The sequence below is a fragment of the Enterobacter sp. 22466 genome (assembly GCF_052044775.1).
GTDB classification, from domain to species: domain Bacteria; phylum Pseudomonadota; class Gammaproteobacteria; order Enterobacterales; family Enterobacteriaceae; genus Enterobacter; species Enterobacter dissolvens.
Genome location: NZ_JBQENX010000018.1, coordinates 11,972 through 38,795, shown reverse-complemented (window position 1 = coordinate 38,795; position 26,824 = coordinate 11,972). Strand labels below are relative to the sequence as shown.

Annotated in this window: 21 protein-coding genes and 6 pseudogenes; 21 read left to right on the top strand and 6 right to left on the bottom strand. The window is 49.4% G+C overall.

The window, feature by feature from the left end; genetic code table 11:
• Positions 1-40 precede the first annotated feature (40 nt).
• The 4 genes from ACTJJI_RS25450 to ACTJJI_RS25435 all read left to right on the top strand — a co-directional run bounded on the left by ACTJJI_RS25450 (position 41) and on the right by ACTJJI_RS25435 (position 3,615).
• A complete protein-coding gene (locus ACTJJI_RS25450) occupies positions 41-394 on the top strand; it encodes a hypothetical protein (RefSeq protein ID WP_440656124.1) in 354 nt (117 codons plus the stop codon).
• A gap of 295 nt (positions 395-689) precedes the next feature.
• Positions 690-974, top strand: coding sequence for a hypothetical protein (locus ACTJJI_RS25445; RefSeq protein ID WP_440656122.1), 285 nt, complete (start codon positions 690-692; stop codon positions 972-974).
• A gap of 272 nt (positions 975-1,246) precedes the next feature.
• Complete coding sequence (locus tag ACTJJI_RS25440) at positions 1,247-2,401, top strand: acyl carrier protein (protein WP_440656120.1); 1,155 nt, start codon at positions 1,247-1,249, stop codon at positions 2,399-2,401.
• Positions 2,398-3,615, top strand: a complete 1,218-nt coding sequence (locus ACTJJI_RS25435) for a beta-ketoacyl-[acyl-carrier-protein] synthase family protein (protein WP_440656118.1) — start codon at positions 2,398-2,400, stop codon at positions 3,613-3,615. Before ACTJJI_RS25440 ends, ACTJJI_RS25435 begins: the two co-directional genes overlap by 4 nt.
• 779 nt (positions 3,616-4,394) lie before the next feature.
• Here ACTJJI_RS25435 and ACTJJI_RS25430 read toward each other — a convergent pair.
• Positions 4,395-4,600, bottom strand: a pseudogene (locus ACTJJI_RS25430) (hypothetical protein); the annotation flags it as partial.
• On the opposite strand from ACTJJI_RS25430, the gene vapB reads away from it, so the two are divergent.
• Together vapB and ACTJJI_RS25420 are read left to right on the top strand one after the other, a co-directional pair.
• Positions 4,557-4,787, top strand: a complete 231-nt coding sequence (vapB, locus tag ACTJJI_RS25425; protein ID WP_021312767.1) for a type II toxin-antitoxin system VapB family antitoxin — start codon at positions 4,557-4,559, stop codon at positions 4,785-4,787. The pseudogene ACTJJI_RS25430 and the gene vapB overlap by 44 nt on opposite strands.
• Positions 4,784-5,200, top strand: coding sequence for a type II toxin-antitoxin system VapC family toxin (locus tag ACTJJI_RS25420; protein WP_440656116.1), 417 nt, complete (start codon positions 4,784-4,786; stop codon positions 5,198-5,200). Before vapB ends, ACTJJI_RS25420 begins: the two co-directional genes overlap by 4 nt.
• Positions 5,201-5,236: 36 nt before the next feature.
• Here the strand turns inward: ACTJJI_RS25420 and ACTJJI_RS25415 are convergent, their stop codons facing one another.
• Positions 5,237-6,160 carry a hypothetical protein gene (locus ACTJJI_RS25415; RefSeq protein WP_440656114.1) on the bottom strand — a complete coding sequence of 308 codons (924 nt, stop codon included), beginning with the start codon at positions 6,158-6,160 and terminating at the stop codon, positions 5,237-5,239.
• A gap of 126 nt (positions 6,161-6,286) precedes the next feature.
• On the opposite strand from ACTJJI_RS25415, the gene ACTJJI_RS25410 reads away from it, so the two are divergent.
• The 12 genes and pseudogenes from ACTJJI_RS25410 to ACTJJI_RS25355 all read left to right on the top strand — a co-directional run bounded on the left by ACTJJI_RS25410 (position 6,287) and on the right by ACTJJI_RS25355 (position 13,052).
• The gene (locus ACTJJI_RS25410) at positions 6,287-6,667 is read left to right on the top strand and encodes a tail fiber domain-containing protein (RefSeq protein WP_252005289.1); all 381 of its coding nucleotides are present in this window, start codon (positions 6,287-6,289) and stop codon (positions 6,665-6,667) included.
• Between the two features lie 430 nt (positions 6,668-7,097).
• Positions 7,098-7,264, top strand: a pseudogene (locus tag ACTJJI_RS25405) (IS3 family transposase); the annotation flags it as partial.
• A gap of 431 nt (positions 7,265-7,695) precedes the next feature.
• Positions 7,696-7,878 (top strand): hypothetical protein, encoded by a 183-nt coding sequence (locus ACTJJI_RS25400; RefSeq protein WP_440656112.1) that lies wholly within the window; start codon positions 7,696-7,698, stop codon positions 7,876-7,878.
• Between the two features lie 210 nt (positions 7,879-8,088).
• Positions 8,089-8,793: an IS6 family transposase gene (locus ACTJJI_RS25395; protein WP_440656110.1), complete on the top strand. Its 705-nt coding sequence runs from the start codon at positions 8,089-8,091 to the stop codon at positions 8,791-8,793.
• Between the two features lie 11 nt (positions 8,794-8,804).
• A pseudogene (locus ACTJJI_RS25390) lies at positions 8,805-9,287 on the top strand (DDE-type integrase/transposase/recombinase); the annotation flags it as partial.
• A 50-nt stretch (positions 9,288-9,337) separates the two neighbouring features.
• Positions 9,338-10,135, top strand: coding sequence for an IS21-like element helper ATPase IstB (istB, locus tag ACTJJI_RS25385; protein WP_440656126.1), 798 nt, complete (start codon positions 9,338-9,340; stop codon positions 10,133-10,135).
• Between the two features lie 61 nt (positions 10,136-10,196).
• Positions 10,197-10,409: pseudogene (locus tag ACTJJI_RS25380) on the top strand (ExeA family protein); the annotation flags it as partial.
• Between the two features lie 73 nt (positions 10,410-10,482).
• The gene (locus ACTJJI_RS25375; protein ID WP_440656108.1) at positions 10,483-10,695 is read left to right on the top strand and encodes a hypothetical protein; all 213 of its coding nucleotides are present in this window, start codon (positions 10,483-10,485) and stop codon (positions 10,693-10,695) included.
• Between the two features lie 320 nt (positions 10,696-11,015).
• Positions 11,016-11,324 (top strand): annotated as a pseudogene (locus tag ACTJJI_RS25370) (DUF2913 family protein); the annotation flags it as partial.
• Positions 11,325-11,402: 78 nt separating this feature from the next.
• Entirely contained in the window at positions 11,403-11,900 is a 498-nt protein-coding gene (gene tnpA / locus ACTJJI_RS25365) for an IS66-like element accessory protein TnpA (RefSeq protein ID WP_440656106.1), read from the top strand.
• Positions 11,849-12,487: pseudogene (locus tag ACTJJI_RS25360) on the top strand (IS66 family transposase); the annotation flags it as partial. The gene tnpA and the pseudogene ACTJJI_RS25360, both read left to right, overlap by 52 nt.
• Positions 12,488-12,635: 148 nt before the next feature.
• The gene (locus ACTJJI_RS25355; RefSeq protein ID WP_440656104.1) at positions 12,636-13,052 is read left to right on the top strand and encodes a hypothetical protein; all 417 of its coding nucleotides are present in this window, start codon (positions 12,636-12,638) and stop codon (positions 13,050-13,052) included.
• A 473-nt stretch (positions 13,053-13,525) separates the two neighbouring features.
• Here the strand turns inward: ACTJJI_RS25355 and ACTJJI_RS25350 are convergent, their stop codons facing one another.
• From ACTJJI_RS25350 to ACTJJI_RS25340, 3 genes are all read right to left on the bottom strand, one after another.
• Entirely contained in the window at positions 13,526-14,368 is an 843-nt protein-coding gene (locus ACTJJI_RS25350; RefSeq protein WP_440656102.1) for a SpvB/TcaC N-terminal domain-containing protein, read from the bottom strand.
• Between the two features lie 81 nt (positions 14,369-14,449).
• Positions 14,450-18,556 (bottom strand): neuraminidase-like domain-containing protein, encoded by a 4,107-nt coding sequence (locus tag ACTJJI_RS25345; protein ID WP_440656100.1) that lies wholly within the window; start codon positions 18,554-18,556, stop codon positions 14,450-14,452.
• Positions 18,557-18,604: 48 nt separating this feature from the next.
• Positions 18,605-23,593, bottom strand: coding sequence for a Tc toxin subunit A (locus ACTJJI_RS25340; RefSeq protein ID WP_440656098.1), 4,989 nt, complete (start codon positions 23,591-23,593; stop codon positions 18,605-18,607).
• Positions 23,594-24,446: 853 nt separating this feature from the next.
• Here ACTJJI_RS25340 and ACTJJI_RS25335 point away from each other — a divergent pair.
• From ACTJJI_RS25335 to ACTJJI_RS25325, 3 genes are all read left to right on the top strand, one after another.
• Positions 24,447-24,758 (top strand): hypothetical protein, encoded by a 312-nt coding sequence (locus tag ACTJJI_RS25335; protein ID WP_440656096.1) that lies wholly within the window; start codon positions 24,447-24,449, stop codon positions 24,756-24,758.
• A gap of 352 nt (positions 24,759-25,110) precedes the next feature.
• The gene (locus ACTJJI_RS25330) at positions 25,111-25,359 is read left to right on the top strand and encodes a hypothetical protein (RefSeq protein WP_323283303.1); all 249 of its coding nucleotides are present in this window, start codon (positions 25,111-25,113) and stop codon (positions 25,357-25,359) included.
• A 404-nt stretch (positions 25,360-25,763) separates the two neighbouring features.
• Complete coding sequence (locus ACTJJI_RS25325) at positions 25,764-26,039, top strand: hypothetical protein (RefSeq protein ID WP_440656094.1); 276 nt, start codon at positions 25,764-25,766, stop codon at positions 26,037-26,039.
• 33 nt (positions 26,040-26,072) lie between these two features.
• Here the strand turns inward: ACTJJI_RS25325 and ACTJJI_RS25320 are convergent, their stop codons facing one another.
• Positions 26,073-26,603 carry a hypothetical protein gene (locus ACTJJI_RS25320; protein WP_440656092.1) on the bottom strand — a complete coding sequence of 177 codons (531 nt, stop codon included), beginning with the start codon at positions 26,601-26,603 and terminating at the stop codon, positions 26,073-26,075.
• Positions 26,604-26,824: the final 221 nt, after the last annotated feature.

The following is a 26,824-nucleotide window of genomic DNA, read 5'->3' as shown; positions in this document are numbered from 1 at the left end:
TACGGGGTTCTTTTCGCCAGGATTGGGATTCCATACTTAGATGTCCGTCTGTACAGGTGGGCGTCTAAGTTACCAGCACTGGCTTAATGGCTACATACGGCACTGGGTTTACGCTTACAGTAAAACGTTAAACGGTCTTCAGAAAGGTAAGCAATATCAGTTTGCCATCCAGGCCGCACGCATCATCGGGAAATATAAAGAACCCCGTCTTTCCCTGCGGGTTAACAGTCAGGATATCACCCCTGTCACGGTACTGTCCGAGGCCGGTAAATGGGTCACCATTGAGGGGGGATTTACCCCTGACACCGACGCTGCAACCTTCAGCGTGCTCAGTCATGAAAGTGACTCCATGGGCAACGATTATCAGATAAAAGAGCTGAAAATTTACGGCTGAATCAGGCCCGGGAAGGTGGGATAACGGAATGGCAAGGGACAGCAAACTCCGTTATCCCCGTGAACGACAAGAACCAGCACGTCAGAATAGCCATGTCCGTTCTGATTTTATCAACTATATCGGATAGCGGTACTCCGCGTCGTAAAATGAATAAGGCTGGCGGAAAGCATGAATCCTGTCCTGTCGGGGAGAATCTCTTCCGGAAGATCGGGTTTAAGCCTTCAGGCGTCATACCGGAAGGTTGATAAACATAGTCATAACTGTCTGCATAACCACTTAAAAGCGAGGAAATGATATGATTATTGACGATTCAACAGACATCCGTCTGAAAGCGGCCAGAAAAGGCTGGGACCTGGTAATACCAGTTAGCTGGAAAAGAATTGACGATATTATTGATATCTCCAGAGAAATGAAGGCAGGAAGTACGCTAACCCTGGTGATATCAAACAAAATTGTAAAAGCTGAAGGGGGACAATACCAGGAGATAGTCAAAAGAAGTAGCGATAGCTTAACGGATAAAGAAGTTAACAGGCTTATCGACGGAATATCAAATGGCATTCGTGTCGTCCTGAATTATTAACGGTACCTGTGTTCCCTTCACTATCGCCGACTGAATCAGGGAGTCATGCTGAAGGGGTCCCCTTTCCCATTTCGTTTTTCTGTCCCGGGAATATGGTCAGTCTCTTTTGACCGCAAGATAAAATGACTTTCCGTATAGGGAATGACTTCCTTTCCCGAAGGCATAATCCCCTGCCGGGAAAAGCGAGTTTTACCATTACCGGATACTGACTGGCAATAAAAGAAAACCATTCGAATGTTTAACTGACTTTTTATCCCTCTGAAGGAGGATATGTGCTCCCCATTGATGATAATTATGAAAGTCTGATATCAGCCCTTACGGTTAAGCCACCTTATTATGCGTTCAGGCATGTGTATGCAGATACATACGGTGACAGAATTTATGGTGATTTTATTCCTGAACAGCCAGTTGATGGTGAATATGCCCCCATTTCGGTTGCAGAGGCCGGCCGGCACGTGGCTATACTGGGTACTCTGCTGGGAGAATCTCTGGCGGCGGGAAATCGCCCTAACTATTATCTTGCAGTTGAGGCGGATATTACCGGTTCAAAGGGCAATGGTTTCCGCTTTCCACCCGGAGAAGTGATGACTGCCTGTGTACGCTGTCGCGATAACACAGCCAGCAGACTGACCGTGGAGGGGGCTGTGTTCTTCAAAAACAGCATACTACTTGAGTTTGTCATTTCCTATGTTCGCCTGGGTAAAAAACAATTTCGCTTTCTCTGCCGTGATGCAGAAATGCCGACATGCACGACAGCTTTGCCAATAGCATCACCGTGGTGTCAACCAGTCCCTCTGCGAATATTGCAGGAAATGCACCAGGGAAAACTGTCCGCAGAGATAGACAGTCACAATCCCATATTATGTGCCGGTCATTTTGAAAACTACCCGGTATGGCCCGTTGCCATCGTCATGTCGGCAGCAACGCAACTTATCACCACACTGCTTAGACAGACATACTATTCAGAATTGCAGTACCGGATTATCAGCGCAAATATGCGGGCAAAAAAATTACTGTCAGTCTCGAAGAGCATTATTTTTCATGCGGAAATAATTAAGTATCAGGCAGGTTGTGTCAGTGTCCGGTGCCTGATAAGCAGTAACTGTAATACGTCAGACGATGTGGCTGAACTGAATGTTGAACTCATTATCCTCGACAATAAGGAAGATACAATGAGCAATTTTGATGATGATTTTTTTTCTTTCCTTTCCCGTATTAATCCAGCGTTAACTGCTACGAATAAAGAAAACAGGTCCTTGCTCGTCCAGGAGTTCTGGCAGGACTCTGTTGATGTCCTGACGTTACTCACGGAAATAGAACAAGAATATAATGTCACAGTCCCCAATACTGATTTCACAGACCTGGATACCGTGACCCTCCAGGCACTTTGCGATATAGTCCGGTCAATGGTCCGGGGTGCTCTATGAGTATCGTGATAACCGGGGCGGGGTGCGTGAGTCCGCTGGGACTCACGGTCGCTGACACCTGGCAGGCCATGCGCAATGGAGTCTGCGCCATACACCCTCTAAAACTCGAATCAGCCATAAAATTGAGTACGCCGGTTGCCGCGCAGGTGAAGGATTATGATCCTGAAGACCACTTCACGATCAAGGAACTGATATCCCTCGACCGTTCCACTCAGTTTGCACTGACGGCGACAAAAGAAGCCGTGACGCAGGCCGGGTTAAGTTTCGATGACGCTGCCCTGAGACAGAGAACTGGCGTAATTATTGGCTCAGCAAACGGAGCTGAGAGCACCAGAGAGGCACTCTTTGCTGTTTACCACCAGGCAAAAAATCGCTCGCCGGTATTTTCTCCCCTCAGTGTTCCGCGCCTGATGTTCAGCGCGCCGTCGGCCCAAATCAGCATGTTCTTTGGCCTGCAGGGCCCGGCATTTACTGTTTCCAGTGCCTGTGCCTCTGCCAATCACGCGTTGATTCAGGCTTGCGGACTACTGACCAGCGGTCTGGCTGATGTTGTTATCGCGGGGGCGACTGAAGCCAGTATCACGCCCGGATGCATCCGGGCGTGGGAATCCCTGCGTGCGTTATCACCTGATACATGTCGTCCCTTTTGCAGGACACGCAGTGGACTGGTCATGGGGGAAGGTGCCGGCGTGTTCGTGCTGGAACGACAGACCGATGCTGTCTCGCGTGGGGCCACAGTCCTGGCAACGCTGGCCGGATTTGGCATGAGCAGTGACGCGGGGCATCTGACACGACCCGATGCAGGGGGCATGTTACGGGCGATGCAGCAGGCAACAGAGATGGCAGGTATCCTGCCACAGGAGCTTGATTATATTAACGCTCACGGTACCGGAACACGGTTGAATGATACCACTGAGGCAAATGCGATTGCGGCGTTACTGGGCAGTCATACCGGACGCACCGCCGTCTCATCCACCAAATCTGCCCATGGGCATCTGATGGGGGCTGCGGGAGCAGTCGAACTGATTGCCGTATTGGGTGCGTTCAGGGATGCTGTCATTCCCCCGACGCTGAACATGCAGGAACGTGATGTGGAATGCGATATCAATATAATCTGTCAGCCTGAAAAGAGACAGCTGAGTACAGCATTGTCCAGTTCATTTGCCTTTGGTGGTATGAATGCTGTGCTGGCGCTGAGAAACGGGACAAACTGAATAATGACAGCCTGTAATTTCACAGTAAGCGTCCAGCGTGCCTCATCCTGCCAGTCCCCGGACGCCGCCGGTGTTTCCAGCACCAGATGGCGCACGGGATGACGCCGCTCCGGAGGCCCAGCCGGACGGGCTGATGGGACGGCTGAGTCCGGCCCGGAAACTGCCGGTACGGGGTCGGCCCCGGTGATGAGGAGGCTGAGGTAATTGCGGGCGCCGGAATAGACGGCGCCGCTGTTCAGGACGGCTTTGCCGGATGGGCGGATACTGAGGACATGTGAGAGCTCCCTGTGGCGGATATGGAATGTTGCCGGATGGCAGCCTCCTAAAATATAGAAAAGAAATGGCGAAATGCCGTCCCGCTGTCTAGGTTTAATGTACCCTGATGAAGAGCGACGCCGTGCACTGCCGGCGGTATTCCTGCCAGGGACACAAACACGAAAATATCAGCAGAGAGAGAAGGGAGCGCAGACATGCCAGTAACCCGCTCAGGGTACGGTAAAACCAAACGTCAGAGCCTCTCATTCACAATCACGATCCTTGTCATAGAACATGGCGTTCCTTGCCCGGACATATTCTGGTCCTTCCGTGCGGCCTCAAGTCAGAAACAGGATGTCTCCTCTCAGAATGACCGCAGACTGACTCCGGACAGACCACCGCAGCGTAAACGACTGACCAGGACTTCCGGAAACTGTGAACTGCCGGGGTGATACACTCATCACTCATACTATCTTAATGATTTTACTAATAAAGATAATTCAGGTTATGAACTATTCGTCTCTTCCAGCTTTTACTTTTTTCGGATCTTCGCGAAAAAAGAGAGAACGCAGCATATGTTAAACATATCCATATGTCTGGCATCTGCATATGCTACGACTATACATATGCTTTACATCTGCATATACTGAACATAGTTATACAGGCCGGTCGGCCAGGAGGAAATGATGAGAACCGTATCCATTTTTAAAAACGGCAATAACCGCGCCATTCGTCTGCCCCGCGATCTGGATTTTGAGGGGGTGAGCGAGCTGGAGATCGTCCGGGAGGGGGACAGCATCATCCTGCGCCCCGTCCGGCCGACCTGGGGCTCGTTCGCGCAGCTGGAAAAAGCAGACCCGGACTTTATGGCGGAACGCGAGGACGTTGTCAGCGACGAAGGACGATTTAACCTGTGAACAGGATCTATATGCTCGACACCAACATCTGCTCGTTCATCATGCGCGAGCAGCCTGAAGCGGTGCTGAAGCGCCTGGAGCAGGCGGTGCTGCGCGGCCACCGAATCGTGGTCTCGGCCATCACTTATTCTGAAATGCGCTTCGGGGCCACCGGCCCGAAAGCCTCGCCGCGCCACCTCCAACTGGTCGACGCGTTCTGCGCCCGCCTCGATGCCATCCTGCCCTGGGATCGCGCTGCGGTGGACGCCACCACGGAGATTAAGGTGGCACTGCGCCTCGCCGGGACGCCGATCGGCCCGAACGACACGGCGATAGCCGGGCATGCCATTGCGGCCGGCGCCGTGCTGGTGACGAATAATACACGGGAGTTTGAGCGGGTACCGGACCTGGTGCTGGAAGACTGGGTGAAGTAACGTAGTCAGGCCGCCATCCTGCGGCCTGACAGCCATTCAGCGATGTAAGTCGTATCCCTTTTCACCGTTACTGAGCGGCTCTATACGAATACGTGTATTCCCATGCGTCGGTTTCGGCGGCCTGATGAATTCACATCTTCCCAGCTGGACGGCGAGAGCCCACATTGCGTCTGAATAAGCGATACTGCGGTGATTCCTGTTAGTGAGGAAAGCGGCAAAATCAGGATGCTGGAACGTCTGTAACACCGACCTGATAAATGCCTGTGATGCCCTACCATCTTTGAGGTACTGGAGTAGCAGCGCCTGCTTCTGCCGGTCATTGGTCAGCCTGGCGGAGAACCTTACCAGGGCTTCCTGGCTGAGAAGTGTTCCCTCAGAGAGCAGGGCTTCATCTTTTTCCCAGAGCCAGTTCAGTATACTGATACAGATATCGTCGGCAAACTGGCCACCATTTAAAATTAAACGGGTAATTTTCCGATCAAACTCGTCATCAGCAAATAAAACAAGCTCGTAATTCTCACTCAATAATTCAGGACGGGCGCAGATCAGCGCGTAAAGCAGTGGCGTCAGTCTGTCACCTTCTTCGTGCAGAGCCTTGTAACGTTGTTCAAATACGGTGCTGGTTGGTGCCAGCCATTTCTGCTCGATCAGTACCGTCGCATTATTCAGCGGTAAGTGTTCAGGAACATGAGTGAGAGATAATCTGAATGTCCTGACTAAAACGACAAGCGCTTCTTTGCTGAGCTGTGACGATGTTACTACCTTAATAAGTAACTGCGAGAAAAGTTCTTCGGTTAAAGGGAGGGTTTCAGCTGGTAACAAGTCATAATTACTATTCAGCCATTCGCAGAGAACATTGCTATCATATTCTATTTCGGCTGGCGAATATGATTGCCTGAATATTTTTTTGGACAAAACTATCGGGTCAATTACTGTCATTGATGATGGTTTATATTGCAATTGAGTCCATGGAGTGTAGCTTTATTTTCTGTTAGGTTTTATGAGTCAGCAAAAGAAGTCGTTGATACCTGTTATTTCTGCCAGTCATTCAGGGCGCTAAACGCCGTGCTTATTCATGGAGAAGACATGCTACTCAGAAAAATTGCTTTCGTTGCCGTTCCCTTACTGTTTTCATCATTCACATGGGCTGATGTGGGGCAGAATTGCTGTCCGTTCAGTGATGAAAAATTAAAAGAAAATATCAAACCCCTCGATAATTCACTGGAAAGAATCCTCAAACTTAAAGGGGTTTCTTACACCTGGAAAGAGAGCAAAACACCGGATGTGGGCTTAATCGCTCAGGATGTCGAAAAAGTCTATCCGGAGCTCGTCAAAACCGAAGGGGGCATCAGGCAGGTTGATTATCAGAAACTTGTTGCACCACTGATCGAGGCGGTACGAGAACAGCAGAATGAAATCAATGCCCTGAAGGCCGGTGTGGCTGAATGTTCGCGTAAAGCTCACTAACCACCAGTTTTAAACTGTTGTACGCCCGTGGTAAAGTTTGTTGCGGGCTTTTCAGCAGTTTCAGCAATGCCGCATTCTGGCATAAGGCAATTTAACCCTGGCTGAACATTCCACCTCCCTTAAGCCTGCCCCCACGATGGTAAAACCGTATCTGCATGACATCCCGGAATGACACCTGCTGAAGGGGAATACACGACGCCGTCCATAATGCCGCCCCATGGGGGCTGACAATGTCTGCGGGGGGGAATAGCGTCATGCTGTATACGCCAGTTCCCTGTTGCGTGACAATATGACGGCTTCGCTGGCGTGGTCTGACGGTACCGGCTCCTGTCGCGGCAGGTCTGATGAAATGGAAGTTACGTCAGTCACGATCGTGACGATCGCCATCTGCAGCGATCAGGTGTGCCGGGTTCAGAATGGCAACATAACAGGTCAACAGTGCGGAGTGAACAGAGTCTGGCGACTGATGAAGCGTGTCGGAATAAAGGCTCAGGTCGGGTACCGGAGCCTGCGGGTACACAAAGGCGAGGTCAGTAGGTGTCGCCCAGCAGACTCCAGCGACAGTTCACTCCGGATGCTCCGAATGAGCGTTGGGTACCCTCTTCCGGTGTACGCCGCAATGCCGGGCTGCGGTGAAGGGGGGGGATGGCAGGAGTGTTCGCGTGCAGGGAATCCTGCACGGCAGTAAGGCTGAATATCAGTCATCATCATGTCCTGTGACGTTACTGTTGCCCTTCATGGCAGCCGGCAGTGGCTGGTTTTCAGCATAGCCAACAGGTGTGTTTTTCCAGGAAGACATCCGGTATGGCTTCTGAGGGAAAATGATGGTTCAGGTGAACCCACAAACATGACCCTGGCCCAATCGATTCATATAGCGTCATTATTGACGCCTTATTGACGAAATGACGCGGTAGCATATTTCCGGATTTATGCCAGACTTTATCTGAATGTAAACGAAACGTTGCCAGAACAGGGTAATTTCGTTCCACTGACATTCATGGAGATTTTTTGCCACTCACAAGGAACTCATGATGAACCATTCGCAATTTATCCATAAAATCATTGCTGTTTCACTGGTCAAACAGGCCACCCAGCAGTATAAAACAACCGGGCAGAGCACCGACTGGGAGTCCGCCGTCCGCTACGCCAGACAGCACATCCACTGCCCGGCGTTTTTAAGTTGGGTGGACCGGCATGCGCAGAAAGAATAATAAAAACAGTCCGGCATAAATAAATAAATAAATAAATAAATAAATAAAGCATCACCAGGGAATATACAGAGCGCAATATATAACATTAACAACACGGAACGCTCATGCAACGCCCCGGAATACATTATTGACCAGTGCAGTCGGTTTGGCACTGTTGCAAAAATCTGAAGGTGATAAACTTATCGCCACCTTTTGCTGACGGAGCAGCACATGAACCCATTTAAAGGTCGGCATTTTCAGCGTGTCACCATCCTGTGGGCGGTACGCTGGTACTGCAAATATAGTATCAGCTATCGTGAGCTACAGGAGATGCTGGCTGAACGTGGCGTGAATGTTGACCACACTACTCTTTACCGTTGGGTTAAGCGTTATGCGCCTGAAATGGAAAAACGACTGCGCTGGTACTGGCGTAACCCTTCCGATTTTTGTCCGTGGCACATTGATGAAACCTACGTGAAGGTCAATGGCCGCTGGGCTTATCTTTATCGGGCCGTCGACAACAGGGGTCGCACTGTCGATTTTTACCTCTCCCCGCGACGTAACAGCAAAGCCGCATACCGGTTCCTGGGTAAAATTTTCAACAACCTGAAAAAGTGGCAGATCCCACGGTTTATCAACACGGATAAGACGCCCACTTATGGCCGTGCGCTTGTTCTGCTAAAACGCGAAGGTCGATGCCCGTCTGACGTAGAATACCGACAGATTAAGTACCGGAATAACGTTATCAAATGCGATAATGGAAAACTGAAAAGGATAATCGGCGCCACGCTGGGATTTAAATCCATGAAGACGGCTTACGCCACAATCAAAGGTATTGAGGTGATGCGAGCCCTGCGCAAAGGCCAGGCCTCAGCATTTTATTATGGTGATCCCCTGGGCGAGATGCGTCTGGTAAGCAGCGTTTTTGAAATGTAAGTTCTTTGAATAAGGCAAAAGTTGAGGTCGCCGGCCAGCGGTGCAAAGTGAACTTCGCGGTTAATACGCTGGGGTTCTCCCGTCGCTTCCATGTCTTCGTCGCGCCAAAGCAGGATGCTGAGCACACCGACGAGTCGCTGGTTCGCACCTTCCGATACTTCGGTGGCAGTGTGAAAACGGTGCTGGTTGATAACCAGAAAGCAGCGGTGCTGAAAAATAACAACGGGAAAGTGGTGTTCAACTCCGGGTTCCTGTTACTGGGCGACCACTATGACGTCCTGCCACGTGCCTGCCGTCCGCGCAGGGCCAGAACCAAAGGTAAGGTGGAGCGGATGGTGAAATATCTCAAGGAGAACTTCTTCGTCCGGTACCGCAGGTTCGACAGCTTCGCCCATGTTAATCAGCAGCTGGAGCAGTGGATGGCCAATGTGGCTGACAAGCGGGAGCTTCGCCAGCTCAGACAGACCCTGGAACAGCGCTTCGCACTGGAGCAGGTCAGCATGGTGGAGCATCGTCCACTGAGCGCGTATGAGGAGCTGCTGTGATGCATGAACTTGAAGCGCTGTTGAGCCGGTTGAAAATGGAACACCTTAGCTACCACGTTGAAAGCCTGCTGGAGCAGGCAGCTAAAAATGAGCTGAACTACAGGGAGTTCCTGTGTATGGCACTGCAGCAAGAATGGAACGGCAGGCATCAGCGCGGCATGGAGTCCCGGCTGAAGCAGGCCCGTCTGCCGTGGCTCAAAATGCTGGAGCAGTTCGGCTTCAGCTTCCAGCCTGGGATCGATCGTAAGGTCGTCAGGGAACTGGCCGGTCTGGCGTTCGTGGAACGCTGTGAGAACGTGATCCTGCTGGGTCCTCCCGGAGTGGGGAAAACCCACATGGCCGTAGCCCTCGGCGTGAAAGCAGCGGATGCAGGTCACAGGGTGTTGTTCATGCCACTCGACAGGCTGGTAGCAACACTGATGAAAGCGAAGCTGGAAAACCGGCTGGAGCGTCAGCTACAACAGCTGAACTATGCGCGGGTGCTAATCCTGGACGATATAGGCTACCTGCCGATGAACAGAGCGGAAGCCAGTCTGTTCTTCCGCCTGCTGAATCGCCGGTATGAAAAAGCGAGCATAATCCTGACATCCAACAAAGGCTTCGCAGACTGGGGAGAGATGTTCGGCGATAACGTTCTGGCAACGGCGACCCTGGATCGGTTGCTGCACCACTCAACCACAGTGAATATAAAAGGAGAAAGTTACCGGTTGAATGAAAAACGCAAAGCCGGAGTGCTGGCAAAAAACGCAACGCCAATCAGTGATGATGAAATGGCGGAAAGCGGACAACAGAAGTGATCAAATAGCGGACATTAAAAATGGCGAAAAAAGGTCATAACTCTTGGCGTTGACAAACAGGGAAAAGCCTATTACCGCCACGCTGGTTGAATCCGTATTGTCACGCCAGCTGGATGACCTGGAACCGACGCTCACCCGGCATGGTTACCGGTTGAAGGACATGGTAGAGCAGTTCGATACAAAACGTGCTGAAATCAGAGCATTATTTAACAATCAGTTAGACCCTGCCCGTACGGCCGAACTGCGCGACAGGATGCTGGGCTTGCCGATATGAAGGCGTAAATATGCGGTTTGCCCTCCATTACAACTGTGTATTTTATTGTTAACACCTACTGTCAGGATGAGATATGAAGATTAAAAATGGACCGATATTATGCCCTTGTTGTGGTTGTCTGAGTGCCTATTACGAAATCGACAGATTATCAGCTTTAAGAGAAAATCCCCAAGAAAATGGGCATCAACAGGAGTGGAATAATGCGCTAAAAAACCATAAAAAGAAGGCGTTTTGTCTCATGTGTCACAACACAATTGAGCCATCAAAGTGTTCCGGTAAAGAATAAAAGTTAGTGAGCTCAGGTTGTCAGGTTTTCATTTGCAGTTAATGTGGGTCGAAACTGGCGCTGATTGCGAGTCGGAGGGATTTTGATTGTGAGCCGCTACATGCACTCTCAGCTGCAGGCTTTCCGGATTTCGGTAAACAACTGAATCTGCTGGCGATACAAACGGCTGAAACAATATTCCTGGAAGGAACCTAATCCCGCCTGAGTTTAAAATTTCAGTGTCGATCGGTTATTATTCTGACGGAAGCATGCTATGGCCCGGATTAATACCGACGCCAACTGCCTCGTTAAACGAATTTTGATACAGGGAGTGAGCCAGCTTGACGCTGACAGATAAATCGGGCCATCTTGCATGGTGCGTCTTGGTGGCACTTGAGCTGGCCAGACAGGATGGTGGCATTCTCTCGCCAGCACAGGAAAACCTCTTTCTCACCCGATGGCTGGCGACTGCGCTGAAGCAACGCCGCTTTTCGCGTGATGTAACACCCGATATCGAATGGCTTCTGAAGCAGGGGCGCCAGCTGGGCGTCAGCGCGAAGCTGGTCAGCAAGTTGATGAATTACCTCTGGCGTTCCTGCACCGGCAAGTTGTCTGAACAGAACGATCTGTTCCGGCTGACCTTTGGTATGCGTCTTCCCTGTACCGTCTGGTGAATTTCTGACACATTCGACAAAGTATCCACCACCAAATTAATAGTGGGTGCCAAAATGTCAGATATGCAGAAAAGTGTTACACCGGGCAGACCTAAAGGTTGTCTCAATTATTCACCTGAATTTAAACAACGGATCATAGAGGCGTCATTCCAGCCGGGTGTTTCAATCTCCAGACTCGCGCTGGACAATGGCATTAACGCCAATCTGCTGTTTAAGTGGCGCCAGAAATGGCGTCAGGGAAAGATAAAACTGCCGTCAGACCCCGACGGAATGCCTCAACTAATTCCCATTACGCTTGATGCTGAACCCGCCTCAGTTCCCGCACCGACAATCCGGACGCCAGCATCGTCAGCAAAGCCCGAAACACTCAACATCTCCTGCGAGGTTACGTTCAGACACGGAAGGTGCGGTTGGCGAAGAGGTGTTGGCCATGCTGATACGGGAGCTCAAACAATGATATCCCTTCCGTCAGGCACCCGTATCTGGCTGGTTGCTGGCGTACCCGCTCAGAAAAACTTCGCCGGCAGGTTGAAGAAGCCGAAGCCCTGCTGAAACAGCAGGAGCAGCAAAGCGATCGCTACAACGGACGGGAAGACGATCCACTGGTCCCTCGCCAGCTGCGCCAGTCCCGCCATCGTCACCCCTTACCGGAACACCTTCCCCGCGAAATACACCGGCTGGAGCCTGCAGAAACCTGCTGTCCGGAATGCGGCAACGGTATGGAATACCTCAGCGAAGTCAGCGCGGAGCAACTGGAACTGGTCTCCAGCGCCCTGAAAGTGATCCGCACGATCAGAGTGAAAAAGGCCTGCGTCAGATGCGACTGTATCGTTGAAGCCCCTGCGCCATCACGTCCCATCGATCGTGGTATCGCAGGGCCGGGTCTGCTGGCCCGGGTGCTAACCGCGAAATACTGCGAACATCTGCCGCTGTATCGTCAGACTGAAATCTTTGCCCGTCAGGGTGTGGATCTGAGTCGTGCACTGCTCTCCAACTGGGTGGATGCCTGTTGCCGGTTAATGGCGCCACTGAATGATGCACTGTACAACTATGTGATGGACTGCCACAAACTGCACACCGATGATACACCGGTGCCGGTACTGGCACCGGGGAGAAAGAAGACGAAAACCGGGCGCATCTGCCCTCACGGTACACCTGTTGAGCTCAATGCACAGCATCCGCTGAAATTGAAAGAACCAATAGCCTGATAACCCTTCATAAACAGTGTTATTTACCACTCATCACTCACAGCTACAACATATCATCTACCATTACGGAAATTATCAGATGAATAAACTAAAAAATCCATTTTCAGTACAACAGAAGATATCAATGCCGCTTTCCGGACGGTTTTTTATGCGTGTAGTTAGTTCATATCACAGCAGCCAACCGTTTATGACGCGGCCCTTTGATTCCCATCTACCCGATGTATTTGCGGGTTTCCGCCAGCCAGCAGAATTCATTTTGCTGCATTACCGCCTTAATATGCCAGGCAGCAAACGGTGGAACTACCCAACACCGAAAAAGCCGATGCCGCCGCCAATGGCAATCGGCAGCAATTTCGGCCAGTCCATATATTCCATCCCTGAGGCGACCGTTAGGGTCAGCGCCCACACAGAAGACCTCCGAGCGGTATTTTTTTCCAGCCTCCGCCCGTGCCCCCCTGATAGCCGTCCAGGTGAACGGGCAAAAATGGGTATGTAAATGGGGGTAATACACTAACGAAAAAAAGCCTGTCCGGATGGACAGGCAAATGCAAACATTACACCAGTGAAGATACAGCAGTTTCACTGTGACTCTCGAACGTCACGAATTAAGTATTATATAAATCAGTGAGATATCAAATAATCGTCAGGCCAATAAGCCGTCACTTCTGGAGGTATTTTCATCATTTGATGAAGGGTGTGTTGCTCCGATCGGCGCTGCATATCCATTCAGAAGCACTTAAGAGAATAAAAAAGCCCGCCGTGTCAGAGCGGGCAAATCAAACAATACTCCAGTCACGGTACTGCAACTTCCCGTTGTGCCTGTCGAAGGTCACAAATTAAGTATTATACAAATCAATGAGATAGCAAATAATTATTCATCTGAAAAGACTTCATTTCTGGCGCCATTTCAATCAATTGCAGTTGCTGTCTGTACTGAAAATTCGGATAACCTGCCTGACGTATTGATTATCAGGCCAGCCAGAAGAAAGGCCCACATTGTGAGTAATGCCAGTCAGTTAAGACACTGACTGGCCCTTTTTCGGGGCTGACCGGACGTAAGAAATGAAGTGCCGGCTCCTTATTCCCCCAGTACACCCCGCTCAGGTAACGATTAACACCCGGGCGACTCCGCTCTTCAGGGTCAAGATTTCCGTGATTATCATTCCGCCAGGCCCAGACAATATGCTCACCACGTGCCGTCATCTGTTCGTCAAGACGCCACTCCGCCACACGATTATCACCATCGCTCAGGCGGGCCTCCGCCGTCCAGCCATACAGCGCCAGACCGCCATCAGAAAAAAACTGTATCCAGAAGGGAATGGCCCCTTCGACCAGTTCCGTCCAGCACTCATAGCGAGTGGAAATCCCCCCGAAGCGGGAGATATACGGAATGATGTTATACCCGTACTTACCCGAAGCTGAAAACGGCAGGAGCCGCTCCTGCCGCATTTCCCCGTGGCGCAACAAATACGTACCATCCGGCGCCAGGACGATGTCGTCATCATCATATTTCGGTACACCTTTGCGGGTATCCCGGCGAATGGTCGGGACCGGCAGCTGCCAGCCCAGACCAAATTCACTGTTGCCCCCGGCACTGCTGTAACTCAGCGCCAGTTCAGGGGCAAAACCCCGGCCGGCGGAGACCGGCAGGGGAATGCTCCAGCCCGCCACGCCGTCCGGTCCGCCCGCCTGCAGCGCCCCACCGCTGCCGGTGAGGGTTCCGCCCCCCTTAGGGAGGGAAGGTGGGGTGAAGAAACCAGCACCTTGAGGCGCAGAGCCATTTTCAGGCTGAGATATCACGTTTTGCGACATAAAATAACCTCGTTATGCTACCTCTGGTTACAAAGAGAATCCCACCATCCCCTGTAACTGGCCACAATCGTTAATCAGGATTCAGGAAACAATTTTTTCATCGACCAGTCGGGTAACACCACTTTCAAACTGTGGTCCACCATCCAGCGCTATATAGCGGACGTGAATGATGACATCACTGAGAGAAGCCAGAAGTTCCTGCTGCGGAGATTTGTCATACCGTGGGAACTTGAGATGCCAGCCAGAAATAGCGCCAGTCCCCTCAAAAGGTAGATAACGCTCATCTCCGTCAAAGCTCATCTGATGCATACCGTTGTCATCCATACCATGCGACACGCCGATACTCTGACTGACTCGCGGATTGAGCAGGATATTTTTCGCATCCCCATCAGGTTTTAGATAGAGGAAGTTGGCGGCATCCATATCGGCTTTCATCAGTATCTTACTGGATGTTTGCGTGAGAATAGCTTTGATATCCTGGTATGGGCCGAGCAAACCCGGCAAGGACACCGAAACGGAGACAATTTGCCGCAGGTAATGGCCTGGATAATCGTGGTCAAATAACCAGGCAGGGAGCTCGAAATCAAGGCTCCCATTTTTTATCAGTTCTTCAACAGGATCGACATTCTCTGTTTCCTGTTTAAACAGATCTTTTAGCGAAATGGTTCTGGTCAGTGCAAGACGTCGCTCATTGCGTTTCAGGTAGGCGTTTTCCATACGCTGAAGCTGAAGGCGCAGAGCTTCTCCAGCCCCCAAGCCAAAGGCATTATCAAACCAGATGTCTGGCTGGATAAAATAGGTCTGGAAATCTCCCGTTTCATACTGCCAGCAAGCCTCCGTGCAAAGGCAAAGGCTGACTACCGCATCATAGGCCTGAAAATAGTATGTGGACATCTGGCTGAGCAACCACTGGTACAACCCCACATTAGTCGTTCGGGTTTTCAGGAAACTGTAATGTTCTTCCGCCTGTTTACGGGATAACACCGCCTGTTTTTTTTGCTCCTCAAATTGAGAAATTCGGGCTCTGGTGGCATTAATCTGCGAGTCCAGCGCATTCACCTCACCTTTTGCCTGGTCACGCTGGAACTCCCACTCCTGTTTACGACGACGATATAACTCCGCAGTGGAAAGACGTTCAGATTCAATGGAATACCAGGCACTTGCCATGTTCATAGCATCTGCAGCAGCTTCCACAACGGCACCGCTACGCGTATGCCCACCACCAAATGCCGTTATAATAACAGATCCCATCTGAGCAACACCTGCAGCGGTTTTAATCCCCTGAGCGGTGACGCCTGTCACATTGGCTTCCAATTTCAGATCCATCGATTTCTTTTCATCAGTGGAGATGTACTCATCGGCCAGACGCTCGTAAAATTCAGCACGGCGTCCAACCGTATCCCTGGATTTTTCAAGAGACAGCAACGACTCTTTTTCAGCCTGAATGCCCATATCCTGAACAGAGATACCAAACTCAGACAGTTCAGAGACATGCCGCTGAACCATTTCTTCCTGCTCTGCCCGCTCTTTTTGTTCGCGGTAAGTACGCACCATATCGCCAAAGCGCATCAGCATATCAGCCGCACTCTGTGCCCTGGGTAACAATGCACGGTAACGATAAGGCGGAACAATCACCGGGCCGCCAATCGCCCTCTGGCTCAGTCCTCCAGCCCCATTTTGCGCCCGTAACAGGTCGAGTGGATTAACAGGAATATCATAGAGGGGAAGATGAATAGGTTTACCATCCAGCGACAGATTATTACGCAAATTACTCAATCTTGACGCCAATTCATCCCAGATTGAAAGCAACGTGGTATTAAGCGGCGGGCGGAAATTATCCGAGTCCAGTAACTCAAACCATGGACGAACCGTGGACACAGGCATAGCCCACTGCTCACTCTGTGAAATCGTCGACTCAAAGTTAACAAACGTCTCTTCATTATAATTTGCCACGCTCTGTAATGGCTGAGGCTCCCAGCGCGTCAACATCCTGCCATCGGGTTTAGGTCCCATCAAAGAGAGTGCGCGAATATAGACCAGTTTGGCTTCATTGAGGGCATCCCGTGTCAGACGCCGGTAGAGCATGTCACCGTGAGCAATAAGATTGCGAACGTAGAACAGGAAAATGGCCTTGCGGTAGTGAACGGGTGCCGCGTAACTGATGGCGTCCGGATCGGCAATACCGTCAATTTCAAATGACGAGTTACCGGGTTCGGTCAGGGGGCGTACGGACCAATAATAAACAGGCTCACCGCCATCACCTATACTTTTTAGCTCATGTTTTAACAGCGGATTAAAAATGTAATTTAACCAGTCTTCTGCTTCTGTAAAACTGAAGTCCTGATGCAGGCGGACAGCAATCGAATGAGGTACATGGAAGAACAGCTCCCAGAAATATCGACCATTAGCGCTGTTAAAATCCATGATTTCGCTGACACCGGTTGCCCCTTCGGGTAAAAAACCCTCATAGATAAACTGGGTATCCCAGTGAAGCAGAGCATCTACAGATTTTGAAATACGATGAACCAATTCTTTGCCAAAAAGGGTATTTAGTCGGATATGTGACTGATTTATGCCCAACACGTTAGTATCGAGAAACTGTCCTCCATCAGCGTGGGTTATAATTTCAGGGATGGTTATTTCCCCCCATGGTTGAGGAATATCAGAATATTTTGTAGTTGCCGTGAGTTTATATTCACCAGAAAACGAGTCTGCAGATAGCTTAACGCCAAATTCAATCACCTCATCTTTTATTGGTGGACGTTTCAGTACTGAACGCACTGCATAGTTGAACTCATGAAAGTCAAAAATATGTTCGCTATGCAAATATGGATAACGTTTATATTCATGATACTCATCTATCAGACCTTCAACGCCATTTATAAAAAGTTCGACAACAAGATTTTTGTAACTCCCCGGTAGTAATTTCGCAACAATGTCAAACCCTACATGCTCTGGTTCCTGAAGGTAAGCCCAGCCATTGCCATACTTAAAAACAAAATCAGGTTCCATTTCTCGGTTGGAAATGCCAAACCCAGGCCCAAAGGCGGCAGGGTTCATTATTTGCATAGGCTTATCCCAGAAAGGAACGTCCTTCAAATACGCCTTCCAATGTTCTTCTTCAAAATCTTTTGGTTTTGTCACATCATAAAATTTATCCACCAAAATAAATTCTGGATCTTCATTAGGATGATTGTTGTTAATTGCTAAAAACAGAGGCTGGTTACTGTTATAATCCGTCGCCAGTGCACAAAAACCAACACTGGAATCTGGCACGTCACTTAATTCAGAATGATGAGTTATGGGGACTGCCCACTGCCCTGTCGTCAACATCCAGGACAGATGATAGGACCAGACATATTTCGAGGAAGCACTGACAGGTTCGTCTGGCTTAATGACATCTTGTTCCTCGCTCTCTTGCCGACATTCTATCCATGCCACATGCAAACGACTGTTATACCAGACGGGACGAATAGAGATAACATCATTACCCGTCGGGATATTAATCGGCTCCCATTCGCTCCATGCCGTTGGAGGGATGGTAGCATCATCTCCGGTGAGGTCCCCCAGAGAGATATCCACCTTACGCCACCAGTATTTACCGACACCATCACTTTGTTTGCCAATAAAATAGTATGCGCTGTTCCTGATATCATTTTCTGCAATATATCCGGAGACGACTCTTATATTTGCCAGAGACTCAAATTTATCCAGATAGTTACTCAATGCAATCTGAACACCGTCTTTCGAAATTCGTCCCTGGTTTGTTTCGCTGACAAACTCTTTAAATGCTTTAGTCTGTTTGAGGCGCAACTGCGGGTCAATATAATTTTCCGGGTAATCCTGCAGCATTTGATTCCCGGCCCACAGCGCATACTGGGACATGCTGTCACGCCAGCGACGCTGTGCACTCTTATCAGAAAACCCTTCATAACCCGGTTCCATGCCATAGTAAATGGCGTGAATGTTTTGCTGCAGGCTGGCAATGGCCATCGCCACAGCGCTGGTTTCAACCTGTCCGTTAACCTGCGGATCTACCAGCAAAAACTCATAAAGATCTTCTGGTGTGACCAGCGTTCTGGCCGCCTCCACAGGGTGATCTTCCGCTATGTGGCCAAGGTAGTACGAAACCATCGCACTGCGGCGAGCTTCTTCAAGTTCAGTGATGATTAAGGCTGACGATGTCATAGTTACTCCTCAATTCAGTATTAGTATATCTACCTACCCACTTTTAATTCAGTGATATATACCATCCATAGATTCCGCTCCATCAGGGAATATTAATGGCAGACCATTCACAGAAAATTGATTATAAGTAATTGTTACAACATCCCCGGAAATAGGCAATAATAAAGGTATTTTAGGCGTAGTTAAGAGGGCTGGAGCATGGCTCCCGTGTGCGTTACCTGTAAATGCGAAGTATGTAGAAACCAATTCCATATTTCGTGAGGTCCTCACCGAAACATTTACAGGGATCTTAACATCGGAATTTGGCCAACTATCTGTCGGAGATATCCCATAACCATGACCGGTAGGCTGTAAATATAGTAAAGAAAAATTCCATAAATTAATTCTTTCATAGAAAACAGAAACGGCCATATTGATGGTTCCAATAACGCTCCCACCCGCATGAACTTGTATACTGAAATCACATAAAAAACCATCCAAATTACCTTTCTGGATAGCTGGGGTAATATCCATTGACAAAAGACCATCATCATCAGTTAATATTTCCTCATCCCATGGGATGGATGAAGAAACCGTGAAAAACCTCTCATTATGGTTAATTAACGTCACCTTGCAAGGAATATTATTTACTGGTTCACCTGTTGAGGGTATATATGCACGAAACTTTAATGCAGATTTATGAGTCACACTTATAAAGTATAAGCCCTCTGCGAAATCCCTTTGTGCTATAGAGTCTTGTTCAGGAATAACAAATTCAAACATTACACCTTCAATAATGTTTACTTTAAAATAACATTCAACCTCATCTTTAAAGCTGGCTGTTACAGTTAGCTCCGAACGCCCCTCAAATTCAATTTTTCCTGGCTGGAATACTGAACGGCCATTAAAATCGGTAGGGCAGGTATCTATCGCTTCACCATCAATCATCCATATAATACCCACCCCCTCTCTCTCATAATTAATTTTGATACTAAACTCAGGGAGTTCTACCACATTAGAGCCAGGCAACGCGGATAAATTAATATCCTCCACAGGTCGTTTTTCAGTCACAGCCAGATAACCTACAACCACAACGTTAGATTTAACTGCAGGCAAAATATATTCATCTTTTTTACCACTTACTGCTATTTGCAATTGCCCGGTCGCAGTCGGCACTACCCTTTGTGTGGCAATACCGTCCTCGTTTGTTACCGAGGAGGTTATCGTCTCAGCTTCTCCCTGAATAACTTTCCATTCGATTATCACTCCAGCCAACGGCTGACCGTCGATCGAATACGCCCGGCAGGTAACCTCATGCGGTACATTTCGGTACAACTTGCTTTCCATTTGGGGTTTTGCCAGCCAAGGGATATCTTTAAATACCACTGGGGCAAACGCCACGCTTACGCCATTAGAGCTACACTCAGCTACAACAACAGCATCTTCCTCAGGATGCAGGGTTTTCAGCATGGTGCGGGCAACGCCATTCTTATCAGCTACAGCGAGCAGCGGGGAAAACTGCGGTGCAGCGATATCAACACTCCAGCGTACCTGCTCACCCATCGCCAGATTCTCATAGCCATCCTTAACCAATGCTCGATATTCAATGGATTCCAGCGCCCCTGCATTGGCTGCCGTTGGCATCGGATAACCGTCCACAACCGTAATTTTTACGGTATTTTTGTCATAAGTGATAGCAACCGGCGTTGCTGTCAGGGAACTGTTCAGACCGTAACGCGCAACTACCCTGGCAGCACCCTGAATTTGTTCTGGATGAAGCCACACGGTGGCAATGCCGTCATCATCCGTGACAGACTCCACTTCAGTAACAACACCTTCCCCTTTTTCTTCTTCTCCGCTCAATGATCCCAGCGATGTACTCCAGAGAACATTGATATTCTTCCTTGGTATTCCCATAAGATCGCGAATCATCACTCTGACTATTGTGCGATCCTCACTGTTAGCGACCAGAGTGTCTGTATCGACACCAATCGTGGAGGTCTGGCTCTGGCCCATTTCATCCGCATCTCTTCGGCTGACGGCGTTATCAGCCAGTGCGAGACAACTTAATGCTTTCTGCGCCGCTGCCCGGAAATCGCTGATGCTGCTGGTGGGCGTTAGCTTTCCCAGACTAAAGATGGCATCTGCATCCAGTAAAAGGTTATCGCACAGCCCCCTGACGCGCAGTAATCGTTCAAGGTCACGCACCGTCTTAAGTAATCCGGATTCGTTGATTTCCTGTGCAATATCAATAACCACCCGGATACTCAGACCAGTGAACCCGGCGATAAGCACGGCGGCTTCATCTCTGATTAACGCTAATGTTTCGGGGGTAAGAACATTTTCATCAAGCGAATTAATCAGTGTGAGATATTCAATAATAGTCTCTTCAGGCTGCTGGGCCCCTTTAATAACCTGCTGATATTCAACAAAAGCAAACAGTAAATTTAACGACACGCCAGGGTTAGCCTGTGCAGGCAGAGAAAATATACTTCTCTCAAAAATCTGAGAATGTTCCTGATACAGTTTTAACGCATGGGCCGACAGCTTCAGTTTTCTCACCACTGCTGCCCGAATTTCAATCCGGCTGAGCATGGCAATAAGCTCCGCACTGACCACCGGCTCTTCCTCTCCCTGGGGATTTAGCATAGAGATGATGTGTTCCAGTACCATTGCAACCGTTGCATTCGCCCAGGGGAGCATTTCCCTGACCTGAGAAGTCGTGAGCTCCAGCGCATTCCCGATAGCTTCATAAACCAGTGAATCCTGTGACGCTTTAGCATCCAGGATCACGCTTGTTGCTTTCAGTACCATTGAAGGATCATCAAAATCCAACCGGTCTACAATCTTTTTAATTTCCAGCTCAACGTGGTCGCTAAAGTCGCTAGGGAATTCGAAAACAATACCGGCTCCGTTGATAAGGACCGCTAACTCCCCAAGCCAACTGATTGCAGTCCCGTTTTGCTGGCTCTCAGGTAACCCAGCCTGCAGGAAGCCATTTTGCGTCAGCAAAACAGCCTCGCTACCCGCCGTAATTTGTCGAACCATTTGGTTATGCAACAACGTCGGCTCGGTGGGTGGTGCAGCTGGCAGCAGAGTCTGGTGGAGCCATGAAACGTCTAGCTGGTGCTTCTGACACCAAAGTACGGCATCCGTTAACGCCTGAATGACATTCAGGGTGTCTGTAATTTCCGAATGCCCACCGGCTGAAATTCTTGGCTGAGCAAGACGGTTCACAAATTGTGGAGATTGTTCCGTTAGCAGTTGCAACAGCGCCACCGCCTCAATGGCAGAAATCCCCAGGTAGCGCGGTAAAATATTCAGGCGGTAAAACGCAGAGACCACGTCGTAGCTCCAGGCCAGCTTCTCTTCGCCATCCCAGTCCTGATGTTCACCAGAGTTATTCATTGCCTGGTAGATAAAGCGAGCCAGATACTGGTAGGTCTCAAAACCAATACCGATCGCACTGCACAAACGGTTAATTCTTGCCTGTTGCTCCTGAGTCCTGGGAATAATGGTAAAATCCTGGCCGTCCAGCTCCAGCGGTTCGGTATAGCGTTCGCTGCGATTGAAAATACGGTCAAACTGCGTCACCTCCTTACCCCGGGCATATCTGGCGGGGCCTTCAAACAGTGCAGCGAAATCCTCAGCGGTGATCCCGATGTCCTTGCGAAGCCGACGAAACAGGCCCAGTGAACGTAACGTATTTTCCGTTGGTATAATTTCCGGCTTCTCTTTTCCCTGCTGTTCAATCCGTATCGCAGCCATAAGCAGGCGATCGGTTTGATCAAACGGCAATTCGAGCCAACGCGACAGGCGGATCAAACGCTGAATGCGGTCAAAGTGGGAAATATCCACACCGGTGATCTTATGGAGGTCTCCCTTATCATTCGTCGATACGGCAGCATGGCCATTACCCGCACTATTAATAAAAACTGAACCGAACACATCTGGTGTAGGTGGTGCCAGACCAGGGATATTGGGGGAAGCTACAGGCGAGTAACGTTCAACAGAAAAAAGTGATTCAATGTCTTCCTGCCTGGTGTCCGTGCGACGGCAGAACTCACGGATATCTTTCAGCACTTCACCATTATTGACACCATAATGTCGCTTATAAAATGCATCGTTCAGAATTGATGTTTCCGTTCTTGCGCCGGTTCGTGGGCTGACTCTTTTACCGGAAAACGTCCCGGGCAGATAAGGGGTTTCAATTAAAATTTCCTGCTGCATCGGCCCTAACTGCGAATCCATTCTCATCGCATCTTCAGCAAGTGGTGACGTTAACCCCATAGCAACAAAATAAGGATAATTCGGGTCACAGGCACGGCTCACATCGCCAGGTGAAGAATGGCCTTTTTTGGTCACATATAAAATTTGCGACATATATCTTTCGAAAGGAAGATTCATTGGATAGCGTGCTAATGACAACGCTTCGTCTACATCATGAATCGTCGGGTCAGGTTCCACCTTCTGAGCAATGGCCCGCTCCAGTATCCTGTTTACAATACTGATAGCAGGTTCAACTTTGTTAAGCGCGCTTTCATCAAGGAGCAACTCCGGAATATCCGGACGGCGGCTGAGTAATTTGATTCGTTTCTCCTTTTCGCTACCTGGCATAACTTCCAGTTCCTCTGTCAGATAGCGATACAGCGAAGTCAGATAAGCGACAGGTCCCTGGGTTGAGTCAATGGCGCCGGGCAAACTGAATGCCCCCCAGGGCTCATTAAACTGACTTTCATAGGTTGGCCCTTCAACCAACGACTGAATACCCGAACGGTTTTCCAGCACGCGACGTACGGTTCCCACAAGCCTTTTTTCGCGAAATTGCCGTGCCGTCGTCACTGCCAGTGGCAAAGCCCGTTGATACAGGTTGTTAAGAACCTGTAACTCTGGCAACGAAGTAACCCCTTGCCTGGTCGACTGCGGCAGACGTACCAGATCCATAACCGACCGGATACCTTGTTTTTGCAACACGGATATTGCAGCTTGATTCTCCAGATGCAATGTTTCAAGCAATACACTATTGGTTTTAACACCCGATTTTTTTTTGTTGGACATGCAATTAACCTCATGAGTTTGGGCAAAAAATTCTGCTATTGGGCCCACTTTTCTGTCCAACCAACCCACTCTGCTAGTTAAGAGGAATTACTGGCAACAGTGCTGACAGTATTTTTTTGTTCCTAAGTCATAACTGCTCTTTACGGTTTGGTTCGCCCAGTCAGCAGGGTATTGCAGAATAGGTATGGGTCTGGTCAGGGATGGTCAGGATTAACGCAACAAAAAGGGATGGCGCATGTCAGATTCCTTATGTCTTAACACCGGGACAGGCTGGCGGTCATGCAGGGCATTACGTGCAGATAGCGAAGAGCCGGAAGACCATGCTAAAAAGCGTAGCCTCCCCTTCTTTTTTTTCCAGACAGGAAAGTAAAAATGTTTCCCCACCGGTAACAGGCAGTAAAGTGAATTGAAGGACAGCCATGCGGAAAAACAAACGCAAACGCAAACGCAGGGTAACTCACAGACAAGGATGACACCTTACTGGCGTGGTCATGAAAAGCACCACGTAAAAAGTCTGGAACAAATTCAGTATCTTTCCACAAACCATAACATTAATAAGGCATCAATCATGAGGTCATTTAAGTTGATTGAATGGTTTGCCCGGTTTGCTTTCGCAGGCATATTTCTGCATCAGGGGGGGCACGACATATTACGGTGCCAGTCAAAAAAGTTCCAGAACGCTGCTTTATTATCACCTGCGCCCCTACTTTCTTTATTTATACAATAGCCCTTATAACCGATGTGTTTTCGGCAAATTGAATGCGGTACTTTCTGGCCTGCCTGCAAGCCGTCTTCGGCTATGATGTTAACCTGATATAATCAGATATTGTTGAACCCGTTGCAGGAGCGAAATATGGCGCAGGATTTTTTCATTCGGGAATCAGGCAAACTGACTTATGGTGAAATACTGGAAAGGCTGCGGGCTGTCAGTGAGGAAAACGGTTTTGCTGACGCGCGTCATGCGGGTATTTTCCGTCAGATTGTTGCTCAGGGCCTCACCTCCATGAGCGATAAACAGTGGTCCGTTTTTCGCCAGGAGATGGTCCCCCTGACCGTGGAGCGGTGCAGCATTGCCAGCTGCACAAACCCTACGTGGCCGGGCCTGGAGCACTGCCCCACCCACCAGTCCCGCTTTGGCGAGTCCGGAATAAAGCGGCACAGGTAAAGCTGACACCGCTGCCTCCGTCCTTTGCCCGTGCAGGTTATTCGCCCATCAGCCGGATAAGCTGCCTGGTAACGCTCATTGACAATCTGAATATCATTATCCGCCTGAACACCTGGCGCCCGGGAATTCATCCCGGGCCACTGCCATGAAGTTCTCCGGTATGATTAACGAAAGTGAAATACCGTCTGTTCCCCCGGGCTGCGGGAAGAATATTGACAACAACAATGTTTTCCCTGCGTATTTCCGACTGTTGCTCAGGGCAGAAATAACTCTCCGTCAGCATTTCACAATGTAGCACAGGAAAGGGTTACCGTACCATTATGCCGGTGCGGATACACAGGAGAACAACATTATGTCATTCAGATATGCTCTCAGTCAGTATATGGAAATAAGTGTCAGCGGTGAGTCCGGGCATATTAAATCCCGAACGGAGAGTATCAGCCACTGTAATCAGTATTTACTACATTATCTGGCCGCCGACGGTCAGATAAAAGAACGCTGGTTTGATGAGGATGATTTAGCCGTTGTTGAAGAAGAGCGCTCACCGGATGAACCGCTGTATAAAGTCAGACCGGGTAAACCCGTTGATGTCCGGATGTAGCTGAGCACAAACACGACACCCTGACGTTCTTTGCAGGAAGGCGAACCTGATCCCCCTTCCGGGCCGGGTTGAGCCGGAGGGGGGCAGACCCGCAGGATTCACATACCGGATAACAATACTGAGCAATCTGTCTACACTATTACATGGCATTAACACAGGCTGTCGCCGGCAGGTGCCAAACAGTCCTTCCGGACGCATCGCCCCGGGAAAATGGCATACAGAAGCGCCTGATGGATGCCCCCTTAAACAGCAATGCTCAGTATGACGGAGAGAGTCGCATGACGATTATCAACGGTACGCATTGACTCAGCATTTTTGTTACCGAACGCGCACTGTTGCCTCACCAAAATTGTTACTTTGCCTGTAAGATAAATTATCGTCCCGGCCATCATGAGCCATAACTGATGAAGACGGAAGGTCAGGCGGTACAGGCAGAGTTACGCTCTGGCTTTAATTTAAACTTTCTTTCCTCCAGGCAATGGCAATCGTTCAGGCATCTGTTTGAGATGCAGAGCATCCCGGGGAAGGTGTATTGCCAGCGTAAGCCACACAGGCATGCATTGCTCTGTAGCTTTACCGACAACATCAGGAACTTCGGTATTATTAGTTTATCTTCTGCAACATTGGTAAATGCGTCAGCCGTTCTGGGCGGAAGGGCAAAGGGGCTGAACGGAAAATAATCGACAGCACCACTTTTTCTGACTTGCCATCATTTACGCGACAGAACCCTGTTTCGTCGGGCCGACAAAAAACTTCCCTTCTTTTACCTCAAAACGAAGTACTGTTCCATCGGACTGAAAGAGGCGGGCAACAAACTCAAAGGTACCTTCGGCGGTAAGCGTTTCAACGTCGTGTTTGATGGTTAACGAACCCGAGGTCACCGGAACCAGAAACTTAAATTCATCTCCATCAGCCGCAGGAAAACGGTTGGTAAAACCGACATTCACCACCGGGTTATCATCGGCAAGGTTGTAGGTCTGTTCACCCACGATATCCCAATTGATGGAAATAAAGATCAGCGTGTGGTCGGTATCCGTGGGTAACAATGGCCCTCGCCCCCATGAGCGTCTTATCCATTTTTTCTCTTCCTGTTTTTTCCGCGGATCTTCATCGTAACGCCCACCAATGATCTCCGCCGTAAAGTCTATATTGTTGATTTTGGCCGTCAGCGTATTATCTGCTTGTGTGTTATATGGCTGCCCGTTATTTAATTCTTTTGGGATGTACAGCTTATCTCCGATCATTTACCGTGATCCTTAAACATGGATGGAAGTATTAGTGTAGGCAACGAAACGGAAAAAGGAATAGTTTTTATTTTTTTCAAGGTGAGATTGAATACGGTCATCAAATTCCGCATTGGACTGACCCCACCCCGGTAGACGATCCTGCCCTATAGCGATTCAGTTAAAGATGGTACTGATATTATCTGCTGAGATAATCAATGAAAACATAAGTTCACCGGAAC